Origin of the sequence: Denitrificimonas caeni (assembly GCF_905120345.1) — a bacterium.
In the GTDB taxonomy this organism is placed as follows: domain Bacteria; phylum Pseudomonadota; class Gammaproteobacteria; order Pseudomonadales; family Pseudomonadaceae; genus Denitrificimonas; species Denitrificimonas caeni_A.
Genome location: NZ_CAJHOA010000002.1, coordinates 163582 through 179272, shown reverse-complemented (window position 1 = coordinate 179272; position 15691 = coordinate 163582). Strand labels below are relative to the sequence as shown.

General features: G+C 48.4%; 13 protein-coding genes and 1 tRNA gene. 13 read left to right on the top strand and 1 reads right to left on the bottom strand.

Features of this window, described 5'->3' with window-relative positions; translation table 11 throughout:
• The first annotated feature begins 77 nt into the window (after positions 1-77).
• From ftsH to pnp, 13 genes are all read left to right on the top strand, one after another.
• Positions 78-2012 carry an ATP-dependent zinc metalloprotease FtsH gene (gene ftsH / locus JYJ62_RS04470; RefSeq protein WP_205341002.1) on the top strand — a complete coding sequence of 645 codons (1935 nt, stop codon included), beginning with the start codon at positions 78-80 and terminating at the stop codon, positions 2010-2012.
• A gap of 53 nt (positions 2013-2065) precedes the next feature.
• Entirely contained in the window at positions 2066-2920 is an 855-nt protein-coding gene (gene folP / locus JYJ62_RS04465) for a dihydropteroate synthase (RefSeq protein WP_205341001.1), read from the top strand.
• A gap of 4 nt (positions 2921-2924) precedes the next feature.
• On the top strand, positions 2925-4268 hold the full coding sequence (glmM, locus tag JYJ62_RS04460) for a phosphoglucosamine mutase (RefSeq protein ID WP_205341000.1): 1344 nt from the start codon (positions 2925-2927) through the stop codon (positions 4266-4268).
• Positions 4269-4333: 65 nt separating this feature from the next.
• Positions 4334-5089, top strand: a complete 756-nt coding sequence (gene tpiA, locus JYJ62_RS04455) for a triose-phosphate isomerase (protein ID WP_205340999.1) — start codon at positions 4334-4336, stop codon at positions 5087-5089.
• 1 nt (position 5090) lies between these two features.
• A complete protein-coding gene (gene secG / locus JYJ62_RS04450; RefSeq protein WP_205341314.1) occupies positions 5091-5483 on the top strand; it encodes a preprotein translocase subunit SecG in 393 nt (130 codons plus the stop codon).
• A 4-nt stretch (positions 5484-5487) separates the two neighbouring features.
• Positions 5488-5573 (top strand) — tRNA-Leu (locus JYJ62_RS04445).
• Between the two features lie 246 nt (positions 5574-5819).
• The gene (rimP, locus tag JYJ62_RS04440; RefSeq protein ID WP_205340998.1) at positions 5820-6278 is read left to right on the top strand and encodes a ribosome maturation factor RimP; all 459 of its coding nucleotides are present in this window, start codon (positions 5820-5822) and stop codon (positions 6276-6278) included.
• A 48-nt stretch (positions 6279-6326) separates the two neighbouring features.
• Complete coding sequence (nusA, locus tag JYJ62_RS04435) at positions 6327-7808, top strand: transcription termination factor NusA (RefSeq protein WP_205340997.1); 1482 nt, start codon at positions 6327-6329, stop codon at positions 7806-7808.
• A 28-nt stretch (positions 7809-7836) separates the two neighbouring features.
• Positions 7837-10302, top strand: coding sequence for a translation initiation factor IF-2 (gene infB, locus JYJ62_RS04430; protein WP_205340996.1), 2466 nt, complete (start codon positions 7837-7839; stop codon positions 10300-10302).
• A 125-nt stretch (positions 10303-10427) separates the two neighbouring features.
• The gene (gene rbfA / locus JYJ62_RS04425) at positions 10428-10814 is read left to right on the top strand and encodes a 30S ribosome-binding factor RbfA (protein WP_205340995.1); all 387 of its coding nucleotides are present in this window, start codon (positions 10428-10430) and stop codon (positions 10812-10814) included.
• A gap of 7 nt (positions 10815-10821) precedes the next feature.
• The gene (gene truB / locus JYJ62_RS04420; protein WP_205340994.1) at positions 10822-11739 is read left to right on the top strand and encodes a tRNA pseudouridine(55) synthase TruB; all 918 of its coding nucleotides are present in this window, start codon (positions 10822-10824) and stop codon (positions 11737-11739) included.
• Positions 11740-11863: 124 nt separating this feature from the next.
• Complete coding sequence (rpsO, locus tag JYJ62_RS04415; protein ID WP_205340993.1) at positions 11864-12133, top strand: 30S ribosomal protein S15; 270 nt, start codon at positions 11864-11866, stop codon at positions 12131-12133.
• A 160-nt stretch (positions 12134-12293) separates the two neighbouring features.
• Positions 12294-14414, top strand: a complete 2121-nt coding sequence (gene pnp, locus JYJ62_RS04410; RefSeq protein ID WP_205340992.1) for a polyribonucleotide nucleotidyltransferase — start codon at positions 12294-12296, stop codon at positions 14412-14414.
• A 182-nt stretch (positions 14415-14596) separates the two neighbouring features.
• On the opposite strand, the gene moaA is transcribed toward pnp, so the two are convergent.
• Positions 14597-15589 carry a GTP 3',8-cyclase MoaA gene (gene moaA / locus JYJ62_RS04405; RefSeq protein ID WP_205340991.1) on the bottom strand — a complete coding sequence of 331 codons (993 nt, stop codon included), beginning with the start codon at positions 15587-15589 and terminating at the stop codon, positions 14597-14599.
• Positions 15590-15691: the final 102 nt, after the last annotated feature.

Genomic DNA, 15691 nt, shown 5'->3' with positions numbered 1-15691 from the left:
ATGTGTAGTAAGTTTGTTGTATGTAATTACGTATTTGTTGCGTTTGCTGCAGCAGAGGGTATATAGAAGTGAATGATATGACTAAAAACCTACTTATGTGGTTAGTTATCGCTGCTGTCTTAGTGACAGTAATGAACAACTTTTCCTCGCAAGGTGAAACGGGCAAATTGAACTACAGCACCTTTATTGAAGAGGTGAAGACGGGTCGCGTACAACAAGTGACAGTCGATGGTTTTATTATCAGCGGTAAACGTGCTGATGGCAGTGTCTTTGAAACTGTACGTCCAGCGATTCAAGATAATGGCTTGATGGGCGATTTGATTGATAATAACGTGAGTATTGTTGGTAAGCAGCCTGAACGTCAAAGTATGTGGATGCAGCTATTAGTAGCAAGCTTCCCCATCTTGATTATTTTAGCGGTTGTGATGTTCTTTATGCGTCAAATGCAAGGCGGCGCGGGTGGCAAAGGCGGGCCGATGAGCTTTGGTAAAAGCAAAGCGCGCTTGATGGCTGAAGATCAGATCAAAACGACCTTAGCTGATGTGGCGGGTTGTGATGAAGCTAAAGAGGAAGTGGGTGAGATCGTTGAGTTCTTGCGCGATCCAAGCCGCTTTCAGCGTTTGGGCGGTAAGATTCCGCGTGGCGTATTAATGGTAGGACAGCCCGGTACGGGTAAAACGTTGCTCGCTAAAGCAATTGCTGGTGAAGCGAAAGTGCCGTTCTTTACTATTTCTGGTTCTGACTTTGTGGAAATGTTTGTTGGTGTCGGTGCCTCACGGGTGCGCGACATGTTTGAACAAGCTAAAAAACACGCACCGTGCATTATCTTTATTGATGAAATTGATGCGGTCGGTCGTCATCGTGGCGCCGGTATGGGTGGTGGTAATGATGAGCGTGAACAAACGCTGAACCAGTTGTTGGTTGAGATGGATGGTTTTGAAGACAATGACGGCGTTATCGTGATTGCTGCCACCAACCGTCCCGATGTATTGGACCCTGCTTTGTTGCGTCCGGGTCGTTTTGACCGCCAAGTTGTGGTGGGCTTGCCGGATATTCGTGGTCGTGAGCAGATTCTGCAAGTGCATATGCGCAAAGTGCCGTTGCATGATGATGTCGATGCAGCAGTGATTGCGCGTGGTACGCCGGGTTTCTCGGGTGCTGATTTGGCTAACTTGGTTAACGAGGCAGCGTTGTTTGCCGCGCGTTCCGATAGTCGCTTAGTCACTATGCGCGAGTTTGAGTTGGCTAAAGATAAAATCATGATGGGCGCTGAGCGCAAATCGATGGTGATGTCGGAAAAAGAAAAGCTCAATACTGCTTATCACGAAGCTGGTCATGCGATTGTCGGTCGCATGGTTCCTGAGCATGATCCAGTCTACAAAGTGTCGATTATTCCTCGTGGTCGTGCTTTAGGTGTGACCATGTTCTTGCCAGAAGAAGATCGTTATAGCTTATCTAAGCGTGGCTTGATCAGTCAGATTTGCTCGCTGTATGGTGGCCGTATCGCTGAAGAAATGACCTTGGGCTTTGATGGCGTGACCACAGGCGCTTCCAACGATATTATGCGGGCCACGCAATTGGCGCGGAATATGGTGACCAAGTGGGGCTTATCCGAGAAACTCGGGCCCTTGCTCTACGCTGAAGATGAAAACGAAAGCTACTTAGGTCGTTCTGGCGGGGGTGCTAGCCATGTCTCGGGTGAAACAGCGAAACTGATTGACCAAGAAATTCGCGACATCATTGATGAGTGCTATGGCACAGCGACAAAGATTTTGCATGATAATCGCGATAAGCTTGAAGCAATGGCGCTGGCTTTAATGAAGTACGAAACCATTGATAGCGATCAGATTGATGACATTATGTCCGGTCGTGAGCCGCGTGAACCGAAAGACTGGAGTGGTGGTGGGTCGACTGGTAAGCCTGTTGAACAAGCAGAGCAAAAGCCAGAACCAGAGTCGGACACTAAGAACAGGCCAGATGCACCTATTGGTGGACCGGCTGGCGAGCATTAATACTGTAACGGGCGCTTAATAGCGCCCTTTTTAATCGATCCAAAAGGCAGATTATGCGCGCTACTGCACATCCTGTTTTACGCTGCGGTAAACATACCCTCGATCTTTCTCGTCCTCATATTATGGGGATTCTGAATGTCACTCCAGACTCATTCTCTGATGGCGGTCGTTATAACAGCCTTGATGCTGCGTTGCGCCGTGCTGTCGATATGCAGGCGGCTGGCGCCAGTATTATTGATATTGGTGGTGAGTCGACGCGCCCCGGGGCTGCGCCTGTCAGTGTTCAGCAAGAACTTGATCGAGTTGCGCCTTTAGTGGAGCGTATCGCGCGTGAGAGCGACGTGATTATTTCGGTTGATACCTCAACACCCGCAGTGATTATTGAAGCGGCACACTTAGGCGCGGGGCTGATTAATGATGTGCGTGCTTTACAGCGCGAGGGTGCCTTAGAAGCTGCGGCGACGACGCATTTGCCGGTGTGTTTGATGCATATGCGTGGTGAGCCGCAGACGATGCAAGATGAGCCGTATTACGATGATGTGGCGGCTGAAGTGGTCGCCTTTCTGCAAGAACGGATGGCTGCTTGTGCAGCGCTGGGGATTAGCGCTGAGCGAATTGTGCTTGATCCAGGCTTTGGTTTTGCAAAAAATATCCAGCATAATTACGAGCTTTTTAAGCGTCTCCCTGAGCTGCATGTCTTGCAGTGCCCGTTATTGATTGGGGTGTCGCGTAAAAGCATGGTCGGAGCTGTGCTGCAGAAAACCGTTGATCAGCGTTTATATGGCAGTTTAGCTTTGGCAGTAATGGCGCTGGAGCGTGGAGCGAAAATTTTACGTGTGCATGATGTGGCAGAAACCATGGATGTGCTGAACATATTTAATGCGGTGCAGTCCGCGGCAAAGGAATAAAGCAATGACAAGAAAGTATTTTGGTACCGATGGTATTCGCGGCCGAGTTGGTACAGATCCTATTACGCCAGAGTTTATGCTTAAGCTGGGCTGGGCTGCTGGTATGGCATTTCGCAAGCAAGGCAAGTGCCGGATTTTAGTCGGTAAAGACACACGTATTTCTGGCTACATGTTTGAATCAGCATTGCAGGCAGGTCTCTCTGCGGCTGGCGCTGATGTGATGCTGTTAGGTCCGATGCCCACGCCTGCAGTGGCGTACTTGGCGCGTACTTTTCATGCTGAGGCGGGGATTGTAATCAGTGCTTCGCATAATCCGCATCACGATAACGGCATTAAGTTCTTCTCCGGGCGTGGTACCAAATTGCCGGACGAGCTCGAGATGATGATTGAAGAGCTGATTGATATGCCGATGACGGTGGTCGAGTCCGAGCAGCTCGGTAAGGCGTCGCGGGTCAATGATGCCGCGGGTCGTTATATTGAGTTCTGCAAAAGTAGCGTGCCCACCAGTACCGATTTTTCTGGACTGAAGATTGTTCTCGATTGCGCACATGGTGCCACCTACAAAGTGGCCCCGAGTGTGTTTAGTGAGTTGGGTGCCGAAGTCATTACCACCGCTGCGCAGCCGGATGGCTTGAATATCAATGCCGGTGTCGGATCAACGTGCCTTGGTCCGTTGCAAAAAGCGGTTGTTGAACATGCTGCGGATTTAGGCATTGCTTTTGATGGTGATGGCGATCGCGTACAGATGGTCGATCATACCGGTGCAATCGTCGATGGTGATGAGCTGTTGTATATCATTGCTACCGATATTCAAGAGCGTGATCGCTTGCCTGAAGGCACTGGCGTAGTCGGTACCTTGATGAGTAATCTGGGGCTTGAGCTGGCATTAAAAGAGCGCGGCATTCCTTTTGTGCGCGCCAAAGTTGGTGACCGTTATGTGATGGCTGAGATGCAAGAACGCAAGTGGGTACTGGGTGGAGAGAACTCAGGGCATCTACTCTGTGCGCAGCACGCCACCACTGGTGACGCGATTATTGCTGCGTTGCAGGTGTTATTAGCTTTACGTCGTCGTGGGCAGAGTCTGGCTAAAGAGCGTTTGGCGTGGAAGAAGTTTCCGCAGGCGTTGATTAATGTGCGCTGCAGTGGTGATGTTGATCCTGTCAGTGACTCGCAAGTGCAAACAGCTTGTGATGATGTCACGGCGGCAATGGCTGGGCGTGGACGCGTCTTGTTGCGCAAGTCAGGGACTGAGCCATTGGTGCGAGTGATGGTCGAGGGGGATGATGAAGCCGTTGTTTTACTGCATGCACAACGCTTAGCTAAGGTTGTAGAAGCGGTATGTGGTTGATTTACCTTGCATCTTTTTTTGCGCTTGAGTAATATCTGCGCCCACTTTGAGCGAAGAGGTTATCTATGCGTCGCCCATTGGTAGCTGGTAATTGGAAAATGCATGGTACCTGTGCCAGCATTAAACAGTTGTTAAATGAGTTAGCTGAGCAAGCATTGCCTGATGATGTTGATGTGGCAGTGTTTCCGGGTTTGATTCATTTGCAAGCTGTAGGTGCTCAGGTTGCTGAAAGTCATCTTGTCGTCGGTTCGCAAGATTGTGCTGTGCAGCTCGAAGAAGGCGCAATGACTGGGGAAACCTCGGCGTTGCAGCTTAAAGATATCGGATGTTCGATGGTTCTAGTCGGACATTCTGAAAGAAGACAGTTGCAAGATGAAACTGATAGTGTAATATGCCGCAAGTTTATTGCAGCGCAAGCGGCTGGATTGACACCTATATTATGTGTGGGTGAGTCGCTTGCAGAGCGCGAAGCTGGGCAGGCTCTGGTAACAGTGCAGCGCCAGATTGATGCGGTTCTTGTAGAGTTGGGTGTTGAAGTTTTCAATAATGCAGTGATTGCTTATGAGCCAATATGGGCGATAGGCAGTGGTTTGACGGCAACACCTGAGCAAGCGCAAGAAATACATGCACAAATACGCGCACATGTGGCAAAATACAGCGCAACTGTTGCGCAAGATTTAAAGATTTTATATGGCGGTAGTGTTAAAGCCGCCAATGCTGCTGAGTTATTTGCTCAAGTAGATATCGATGGGGGGTTGGTAGGCGGAGCCTCCCTCAATGCAAAAGAATTTAGCGCGATATGTCGCGCTGCGGGAAACTAAAATGCTGGAAACAGTTATAATTATTGTTCACTTAGTTGTCGCAATTGGTGTTGTGGGTTTTGTTCTGATTCAACAGGGCAAGGGTGCAGATGCTGGTGCCTCATTTGGTTCAGGCGCTTCAGGTACTGTATTTGGCTCGCAAGGCTCAAGTAACTTTTTGAGTCGTTTTACAGCAGTTCTTGCTGCTGTGTTTTTTGCGACAAGTTTAGGTCTGGCATTTTATGCAAAAGACCGTGCTAATACTATTACGCAGTTGGGTTTACCTGATCCGGCTGTGTTAGAAGTAAAGCCTCAGGAGCAAGAAGTGCTTAGAGACATTCCTCAAGTCGAAAGCCAAGCAAGTGAAGCAAGTGAAGCAACTGAAGCTGATGTACCTGTTGTTGATGTAGAGTAATTTTGCCGAGGTGGTGGAATTGGTAGACACGCTACCTTGAGGTGGTAGTGGCCATAGGCTGTAGGGGTTCGAGTCCCCTTCTCGGTACCATATATCAAGTGACCTGCTCTATAAGCGGGTCGTCTTGTTTGTGTTCACTTGACTGTAACTGATGGGCGATGTAAGATTCCTCATCGGATTTAGACTGCATGGTTGTTTAATATGCTTTTAAATGTCAAATGTTCATATTAAGAGCCCCTAGTAAGGGGCTTTTTATTAGGTCTAATAGATAGATTTTAAACTTTTTGATGGGCGTTATGCCCATTTTTCATTTCTACAGCATGCATTGGAGGTCGGATGACGAGCAAGCTGGAACAGTTGCAGGACATATTGACGCCAGTGATTGAAGCACTGGGTTATAAGTGCTGGGGCATTGAGTATATTTCTCAAGGTCGCCACTCAGTGCTGCGCGTTTATATCGATCATGACAATGGAATCTTAATTGAAGATTGTGAAACAGTCAGTCGTCAACTTAGCGCTGTAATGGATGTTGAAGATCCGATCAGTTCTGAATATACGCTGGAGGTTTCCTCCCCTGGAATGGATCGGCCGCTCTTTACCCTTGAGCAGTTTGCTGCTTTTGTGGGTGAGCAGGTAAAAATCAGGTTGCGTTCTCCAGTTGAAGAGCGCCGCAATTTTCAAGGGCTGATTCGATCAGTTGAAGATCAAGATGTGGTTGTGCAGATGGGTGAATTTGAGTACCTGCTGCCGATCGATCTGATTGAAAAAGCGAATATACTTCCGAACTTTGAATAAGAATACGGACTCCGCAACTCTTACGGTTTGCGAAAGGCGAGGCATGCGATGAGCAAAGAAATTTTACTGGTTGTTGAATCAGTCTCTAACGAAAAAGGCGTTCCGCCAGCGGTGATTTTCGAAGCGCTGGAGTTAGCATTAGCGACTGCAACAAAGAAAAACTACGAAGATGAAGTTGACTTGCGCGTGGCAATTGACACGCAGACAGGCGATTATGAAACCTTCCGTCGCTGGACGGTGATTGAAGAAGTTGATTTCGATGATCCAGCACACCAGCTGACGATTGATATGGCTGAAAAGCGTGTTGAAAATCCAGCTGTTGGTGATGTGATTGAAGAGAAAATCGAATCCATTGCGTTTGGTCGGATTGCTGCACAAACTGCTAAGCAGGTGATCGTACAGAAAGTACGTGAAGCTGAGCGCGCGCAAATTGTTGAAGCGTACCGCAGTAAGCTTGGTGAGATTATTTTCGGTACGGTTAAGAAAGTTACCCGTGACAACATTATTGTTGATCTGGGTAACAACGCTGAAGCTATTTTAGCTCGCGAAGACATTATTCCACGCGAGACCTTCCGTGTTGGTGCGCGCGTGCGTGCATTGTTACAGGATATCCGTTCAGAAAACCGTGGTCCGCAACTGATTCTGTCGCGTACCGCCCCAGAAATGATTATGGAATTATTCAATATTGAAGTTCCAGAAATTTCTGAAGGTTTGATCGAAATTATGGCGGCTGCCCGTGATCCTGGCTCACGTGCTAAAATAGCCGTTCGTTCTAAAGATAAACGTATTGATCCACAAGGTGCCTGTATTGGTATGCGCGGTTCGCGTGTTCAAGCCGTATCGAGTGAGTTAGGTGGCGAGCGCGTTGATATAGTGCTGTGGGATGATAATCCTGCACAGTTTGTAATCAGTGCCATGTCGCCGGCTGAAGTGGTTGCCATCATCGTTGATGAAGATTCACATACGATGGATATTGCCGTTGCCCAAGAAAATCTGGCGCAAGCTATTGGCCGTGGTGGTCAAAACGTTCGCCTCGCTTCGCAGCTGACGGGCTGGACGCTTAACGTGATGAGCCAAGAAGATATTCAGGCGCGTCAGCAAGAAGAAACGGGTGATTTATTGCAGCTCTTTGTTAGAGACCTTGAAGTGGATGAGGACTTAGCACAGATTCTAGTTGATGAAGGCTTCACCAGTTTAGATGAAGTGGCTTATGTACCTATGGAAGAGATGCTCAACATCGAAGGATTCGATGAAGATATCGTCAGTGAGTTGCGTACGCGTGCCAAAAACTGTTTATTAACGCGCGCAATTGCGACGGAAGAAAAGCTGGCTGATGTTCAACCAGCGCAAGATTTGCTCGACTTAACGGGCATGAGCAAAGAGCTGGCCGTTGAGCTAGCCGTCCGCGGAGTGCTCAGCCGCGAAGACCTAGCAGAGCAATCAATTGATGATTTGCTCGACATCGAAGGCATGACTGAAGATCGTGCCGGCAAGCTGATCATGGCCGCCCGCGCCCACTGGTTTGAATAAGCACATTGCGGCTTGAGGAGAGAAGTTCATGACGCAAGTCACGGTTAAAGAACTGGCTAAAGTAGTGAATACGCCAGTAGAAAGCCTATTGCAACAAATGCATGAGGCCGGTCTGGTACACACTAGTGCAGACCAAAAAGTCAGTGAAACTGAAAAACAAACACTGTTAACTTTCTTAGAGAAAGGCAGCGGTACAAAAGCTGAAGGTTCTAAGAAAATTACCTTACAACGTAAAACCACGACAACTTTACGCGCCCCAGGCAGTAAAACCATTAGTGTTGAAGTTCGTAAGAAGAAAACCTTTGTGCAGCGTAGTGCCGAAGAAATTGAAGCTGAAAAGCAACAAGATCTGGCTAAGCTAAAAGCTGCGCAAAAAGCCAAAGAAGCTGAGCAAGAAAAAGCGAAGCCAGCACCAGTTGTTGCGCCTGTCGCTGAAAAGCCAGCCGTCGCTGCAGTAGCACCTGCTGCGGTTGAGCCAAGCTTGCCACCGGCAGATATTACTTTGCCTGTTGTGGATGCGGTTGCGCCTGCACCTGATCGCAAAAAAGACGAAGTACGTCGCCCGGTTAAACGTGCTGACGAAGATGATCGTCGCGAGCGTAAAACAGCCGCACCACGTCCAGCCGCTAAAGGCAAAACGGGCCGTGATGATGATGATCAAGCGCGTCGCGGTGGTCGTAATCGTGGCAAGGGTAAGAAGCGTTCTAATCAGCATGGTTTTCATAGCCCAGCCGGCCCAGTGGTACGTGATGTACATATTGGTGAAACCATTAGCGTTGCTGAGCTCGCCGCACAAATGTCGGTTAAAGGCGTCGAAGTGGTTAAGTTTATGTTTAAACTTGGCTCACCGGTCACCATTAACCAAGTGCTTGACCAAGATACTGCAGTCTTAATTGCAGAAGAGTTGGGTCACCGCGTCAGTCGTGTCAGCGATAACGTATTGGAAGAGCGATTCGCTGAGTCATTGAAAATTGACGGCGAAACCTTCCATCGTGCGCCAGTTGTGACCGTTATGGGTCACGTTGACCACGGTAAAACCTCGCTGCTTGACTATATTCGTCGTGCCAAAGTGGCGACCGGTGAAGCCGGTGGTATCACTCAGCATATCGGTGCTTATCACGTTAAAACCGAAGGTGGCATGATCACTTTCCTTGATACCCCAGGCCACGCTGCGTTTACTGCAATGCGTGCTCGTGGTGCCAAGGCGACTGATATCGTGATCCTAGTGGTTGCAGCTGATGATGGCGTGATGCCGCAAACGATTGAAGGTATTCAGCATGCTAAAGCAGCTGGCGTACCATTGATCATTGCTGTGAACAAAATTGATAAGCCAGACGCTGATCCAGATCGCATTAAAAATGATCTAGCTGTGCATGGTGTGACGCCAGAAGAGTGGGGCGGTGATACGCAGTTTGTCCACGTGTCTGCGAAAGTCGGTACAGGTATTGATACCTTGCTGGAATCAGTCTTGCTGCAAGCTGAAGTTCTTGAACTCAGCGCGACACCTTCGGCCTCAGGTCGCGGTGTGGTAATTGAATCACGCCTTGATAAAGGCCGTGGTCCTGTGGCGTCAGTACTGGTACAAAACGGTACCTTGCGTCAAGGCGATATGGTCTTGGTGGGTGTTAACTTTGGCCGCGTTCGCGCCATGATGGATGAGAATGGTCTGCCGATTAAAGAAGCGGGTCCATCTATCCCTGTTGAGATTTTAGGTCTTGATGGCACACCAGAAGCCGGTGACGAAGTCACAGTAGTCGTCGATGAGCGCAAAGCGCGTGAAGTCGCTCTGTTCCGCCAAGGCAAGTTCCGCGAAGTTAAATTAGCGCGTGCACATGCTGGTAAACTCGAAAATATCTTCGAGAATATGGGCCAGGAAGAGAAGAAAGTACTCAATATCGTTATTAAAGCAGACGTGCGCGGTACGCTTGAAGCGTTACGCGGTTCATTATCTGACTTAGGTAACGATGAAGTTGAAGTATGCGTAGTGGCTGGTGGTGTCGGTGGTATTAACGAAAGTGATGCCAACCTTGCTTTAGCATCACATGCGGTGATCTTTGGTTTCAACGTACGTGCCGATGCTGGTGCGCGTAAAATCGTTGAGCAAGAAGGTCTCGACATGCGTTACTACAACATCATTTACGACATTATCGAAGACGTCAAAAAAGCGCTTTCTGGTATGTTGGGCAGTGATGTTCGTGAGAACATCTTAGGTATTGCTGAAGTACGTGAAGTCTTCCGCTCACCTAAGCTGGGTGCTGTTGCAGGTTGTATGGTGACTGAAGGTCACGTCCACCGTAACCGTCCGATCCGTGTCTTGCGTGATGACGTAGTGATCTTTGAAGGCGAGCTCGAATCTCTACGCCGCTTTAAAGATGACGTCAGCGAAGTGCGCGCCGGTATGGAATGTGGTATTGGTGTGAAGAGTTACAATGATGTGAAACCAGGTGACAAAATCGAAGTGTTCGAGAAAGTCCAGGTCGCACGTACTCTGTAATTCATAGTCGTATAGGCAACGGCAAGTGCAATTGGTCAGGACTTTAATCCGGCCAATTGAGCTTGCCGTTTGCTGCTTATATGGATCAGAATAAAAGCTGCTTAACGCAGCACAAGGTGAATACCATGGCGAAACAGTACAGTCGTACCCAACGCATTGGCGATCAGATTCAGCGTGAGCTGGCGATCTTGATCCCGCAAGAAGTAAGAGATCCACGTTTAGGTTTTGTCACCATTACCGGTGTTGATGTCAGCCGTGATGTGGGTCATGCCAAAGTTTTTATCACCATCATGGGTGAAAACTCTGCTGAAGTGATTAAAGAAAACCTCGATGTGTTGAATGACACTGCTGGTTATCTAAGAATGCTATTGGGTAAAGCAATGAAGCTACGTAGCGTACCAGCATTGCACTTCCATTATGATGCCAGCATTACCCGTGGCGCGTTGTTGTCAGCCTTGATCGAACAAGCCGTGACTGAAGATCAGCGCAACATTGATCCGAGCGGAGAGTAACAGCGTGGTGCAGCAGGTTAAACGTAAGCGTCGCAGTGTTAGCGGCATTATTATTTTTGATAAGCCTTATGGTTTTAGCTCCAATGGTGCTTTGCAAAAAGTGCGCTGGCTGTTGAATGCCGATAAGGGTGGCCACACCGGCAGTCTTGATCCGTTAGCCACTGGCGTGTTGCCATTGTGTTTTGGTGAAGCGACGAAGTTTTCGCGTTATCTTTTAGACGCCGATAAAGTCTATGAGGCAACCATGCAGTTGGGTGTTACCACCAATACTGCGGATGCTGAAGGCGAAGTGCTGGAAACCAAAGAGGTGAATGTCAGCGCTGCAGATATTGAAGCGCTGTTGCCGCAGTTTCGTGGCGTGATTGAGCAAGTGCCGCCCATGTTTTCAGCGCTGAAAAAAGATGGTCAGCCACTGTATAAACTGGCCCGTGCCGGTATTACGGTAGATCGTCCGGCGCGCACGGTGACGATCAGTCGTTTAGAGTTGTTGTCCTGTGAAGGGACGCAAGCACGTATTTTAGTGGCCTGCAGTAAAGGCACCTATATTCGCAGCTTGGTTGAAGATATTGGTGCGGTGCTTGGCTGTGGCGCGCATGTGGCGCAGTTGCGGCGTACTGAAGCCGGTCCCTTTGATTTAACTCATGCGGTGACCTTAGAAGAACTTGAGCGCGTGCATGAAGAAGGCGGCGCTGAAGCTCTTGATGCCTATATGATCGCTGTCGACAGTGGTTTGCAGGATTGGCCGATTGTTTATTTGACCGAGAACAGCAGTTTCTTCTGGTTAAATGGCCAGCCGGTCCGCGCACAAAAAGCACCTTTAGAGGGTCTAGTGCGAGTTTACAACCATAATGATGAATTTATTGGTGTAGGCGAGATAGATGATGATGGAATGGTTGCACCCAAGCGCCTAATTCGGTCACAATAAGCAAGTTATTTTAGCTGCATTAATGTATGCGTCTAAAAAACATCAAGGTAGGCTGTTGGCAGGCACGGTCATACCTCTTTTTTTGCACGGGATTATCCCGGCCTGTTCACTTTAGGAGCCCAACATGGCACTTAGCATCGACGACAAAGCCCAGATTATTAATGACTACAAGCAAGCTGAAAGTGATACAGGTTCACCAGAAGTGCAAGTTGCACTCTTGACCTTTAACATTAACAAGCTGCAAGGTCACTTCAAAGCCAACAAAAAAGATCACCACTCACGTCGCGGTTTAATCCGTATGGTTAACCAGCGTCGTAAGTTGCTTGATTACCTCAAAGGTAAAGATCTTGGCCGTTACACGACTTTGATTGGTCGTCTGGGTCTACGTCGTTAAGACGTAAGCTGTAACGTGAAGCTGGGAGTCTGGGGCGCTGTGCGTAAATTTATTTACGCCGTGCTTTGGGCTTCCAGCTTTTCGCATTTCAGGAGTATGTTGGGCCGATACCCAAACTCTTGCTAGTTTCCCCAAGGTCACATTAGAGAAGGAAGATACCGTGAATCCGGTTATTAAAACGTTTCAATTTGGTGAATCCACCATTACTTTAGAAACAGGTCGCGTTGCTCGTCAAGCATGCGGTGCTGTATTAGTCAGCGTTAACAATGATGTCACTGTACTGTGTACAGTCGTCGGCGCTAAAAAAGCTGATCCAAGCAAAGACTTTTTCCCTTTGTCTGTGCATTACCAAGAAAAAACCTACGCAGCAGGTAAAATTCCAGGTGGTTTCTTCAAGCGTGAAGCACGCCCATCTGAGAAAGAAACCCTGACTTCGCGTCTGATCGACCGTCCGATCCGCCCACTGTTTCCAGCAGGTTTCAGCAACGAAGTACAAGTGATTTGTACCGTTGTTTCAACCAGCAAGAAAACTGATCCAGACATCGCGGCAATGATCGGTACTTCAGCTGCATTAGCTATTTCAGGTATTCCATTCAACGGCCCAATCGGTTGCGCACGTGTGGGTTATCACCCAGAAACGGGCTACTTGATTAACCCAACCTATGAGCAGCAAGCAGTCTCTTGCTTAGACATGGTGGTTGCCGGTACCAAAGACGCCGTGTTAATGGTTGAGTCCGAAGCACAAGAGCTGAGCGAAGACCAAATGTTGGGCGCGGTATTATTTGCCCACGAAGAGTTCCAGGTGGTTATTCAAGCGATTAAAGAGCTCGCTGCAGAAGCAGGTAAGCCGCGCTGGGATTGGCAGCCAAAAGCAGAAAACACTGAGTTGTTAGCGGCTGTGCGCAATCAGTTTGGCGCTGCTATTTCAGACGCTTACACCATCACCGTTAAACAAGACCGCTATGCGAGTCTGGGTGCAATCCGCGAGCAAGCCATTGCTGCTTTAGTCAGTGAAGTAGAAGGCGAAGGCCCAACGGCTGCTGCTGTTAAAGAAGCGTTCGGTGAAATCGAATACCGCACAGTACGTGAGAATATCGTTAACGGTAAGCCACGTATTGATGGTCGTGATACCAGCACTGTTCGTCCTTTGGCGATCGAAGTTGGCGTTCTGGACAAAACTCACGGTTCTGCCTTGTTCACCCGTGGTGAAACACAGGCGTTAGTGGTTGCAACTCTTGGTACCGCACGTGATGCGCAGTTCTTGGATACCCTAGAAGGCGAGAAACGCGATCCATTTATGCTGCACTACAACTTCCCTCCTTACTCTGTAGGTGAGTGCGGTCGTATGGGCGCAACCGGTCGTCGTGAAATCGGTCACGGTCGTTTAGCGCGTCGCAGTATTGCTGCAATGTTGCCAAGTGCTGATGATTTCCCGTACACCATCCGTGTTGTGTCTGAGATCACTGAATCGAACGGTTCAAGCTCAATGGCTTCAGTCTGTGGTGCTTCGTTAGCCCTGATGGACGCTGGTGTACCGATGAAAGCACCGGTGGCCGGTATTGCGATGGGTATGGTTAAAGAAGGCGATAAATTTGCCGTTCTAACCGATATCCTCGGTGATGAAGACCACCTTGGTGACATGGACTTTAAAGTAGCAGGTACTGCCAATGGCGTCACTGCACTGCAAATGGACATTAAAATCGAAGGTGTGACTGAAGAAATTATGGAATTGGCTTTAAGCCAAGCCCATGCTGCACGTATCACTATTCTTGAGCAGATGAATCAGGTTCTAGCTACTTCACGCACTGAACTGTCAGCCAATGCGCCGACCATGATTGCGATGAAGATTGATTCAGACAAGATCCGTGATGTGATTGGTAAAGGTGGTGCCACCATCCGCGCCATCTGTGAAGAAACAGAAGCGTCAATTGATATCGAAGATGACGGCTCAATCAAAATCTTTGGTTCAACCAAAGAAGCTGCAGAAGCTGCACGTCAGCGTGTCCTGAGCATCACTGCAGAAGCTGAAATCGGTAAAATTTACAACGGTAAAGTTGAGCGTATTGTTGATTTCGGTGCGTTCGTTAACATTCTGCCAGGTAAAGACGGCTTAGTGCACATCTCTATGTTGAGCGATGCTCGCGTTGAGAAAGTCACTGACATCTTAACTGAAGGCGAAATGGTTGACGTGCTGGTACTGGACGTGGATAGCCGTGGTCGCATCAAACTGTCGATTAAAGACGTTGCTGCTGCCAAAGCTGAGCAAGCATCACAAGCGTAAGCCTGTTGTGTTGAAAAAAGCCGCCTAGTGCGGCTTTTTTTATGCCGCTGATTCAGGCAAGTGATTCGCAGCTGTACACAGCTACTGTCGTATTGATAAGTTTTTTTGGTCGGTGAAAATCATCGTAAGATGCTCTAGCTCTACTTGGCGTCTAGAGACTGTGGATCAAATAAGGCTGCACATTAACCACCGGTAGCGTTCATAAAACGCACAATTTGTACATCGCCATCACTGCTAAAATGATGCTTTTCCGGCTTGTTGTTGAGTGCACGATGAATATTGGCCAGTACCGGCTCATCACTGAGTGGATAGCGGCGTAGCAGAGCGAGTAAATCTAGAGAGTCCTCATTACCTAGACAGAGTAAAAGTTTACCTTCCACGGTGATACGAACACGGTTACAGGTGCTGCAAAAGTTATTTGAGTGCGGTGAGATAAAGCCAATTCGTGTTGCGCTATGGTCTTTTAAACGCATATAGCGAGCGGGACCACCGCTGTTTTCGGTGCTGTCGAGTAAGGTATAACGTTCAGCGATATTGTCACGGACTTGATCACTGCTAAATAATGACGTATCGCGTGAACGACCCACATGACCCAGTGGCATTTCTTCAATAAAAGTGATGTCCAGTTGGTTCTCGATGGCGTAATCCGTCAGCGCAAGAATCTCATCATCATTGTGACCTTGAATGATCACACTGTTGATTTTTAAGCGCTTAAAGCCAGCTTGGCGCGCGGCTTGAATACCGTTAAGCACCTGCTGTAGATCACCCACACGGGTCATCGCTTTAAATTTTTCAGGGCACAGAGAATCTAAACTGATATTCAAACGTTTAACCCCAGCATCAGCAAGAGGCTGTGCATACTTGGTCAGTTGTGAGCCATTGGTGGTCATGACCAATTCGTTTAAACCAGGGATAGCGCTGATATTCTCACAGAGACCAACAATACCTTTGCGGGTTAAAGGCTCACCACCCGTCAGACGGATTTTACGCACACCATTGGCGACAAATAATTCAGCGCAGCGATGAATTTCTTCAAGGGTTAAGATGCGCTGGCGTGGCAGAAACGTCATGTCCTCAGCCATGCAATAGATGCAACGAAAATCGCACCTGTCAGTCACCGATAAGCGTAGGTAATCTATTTTTCGACCAAAGCCATCAATCAATGCTGAAGACATGAGCTTACTCCGCGTATTAATTATTATAGAAGTTGCGAGGCGGCGTGCTGCACTGTAACGACCTCGATTCTAGCTTCCCCAGTCACTATTTGCCGGTGTTGG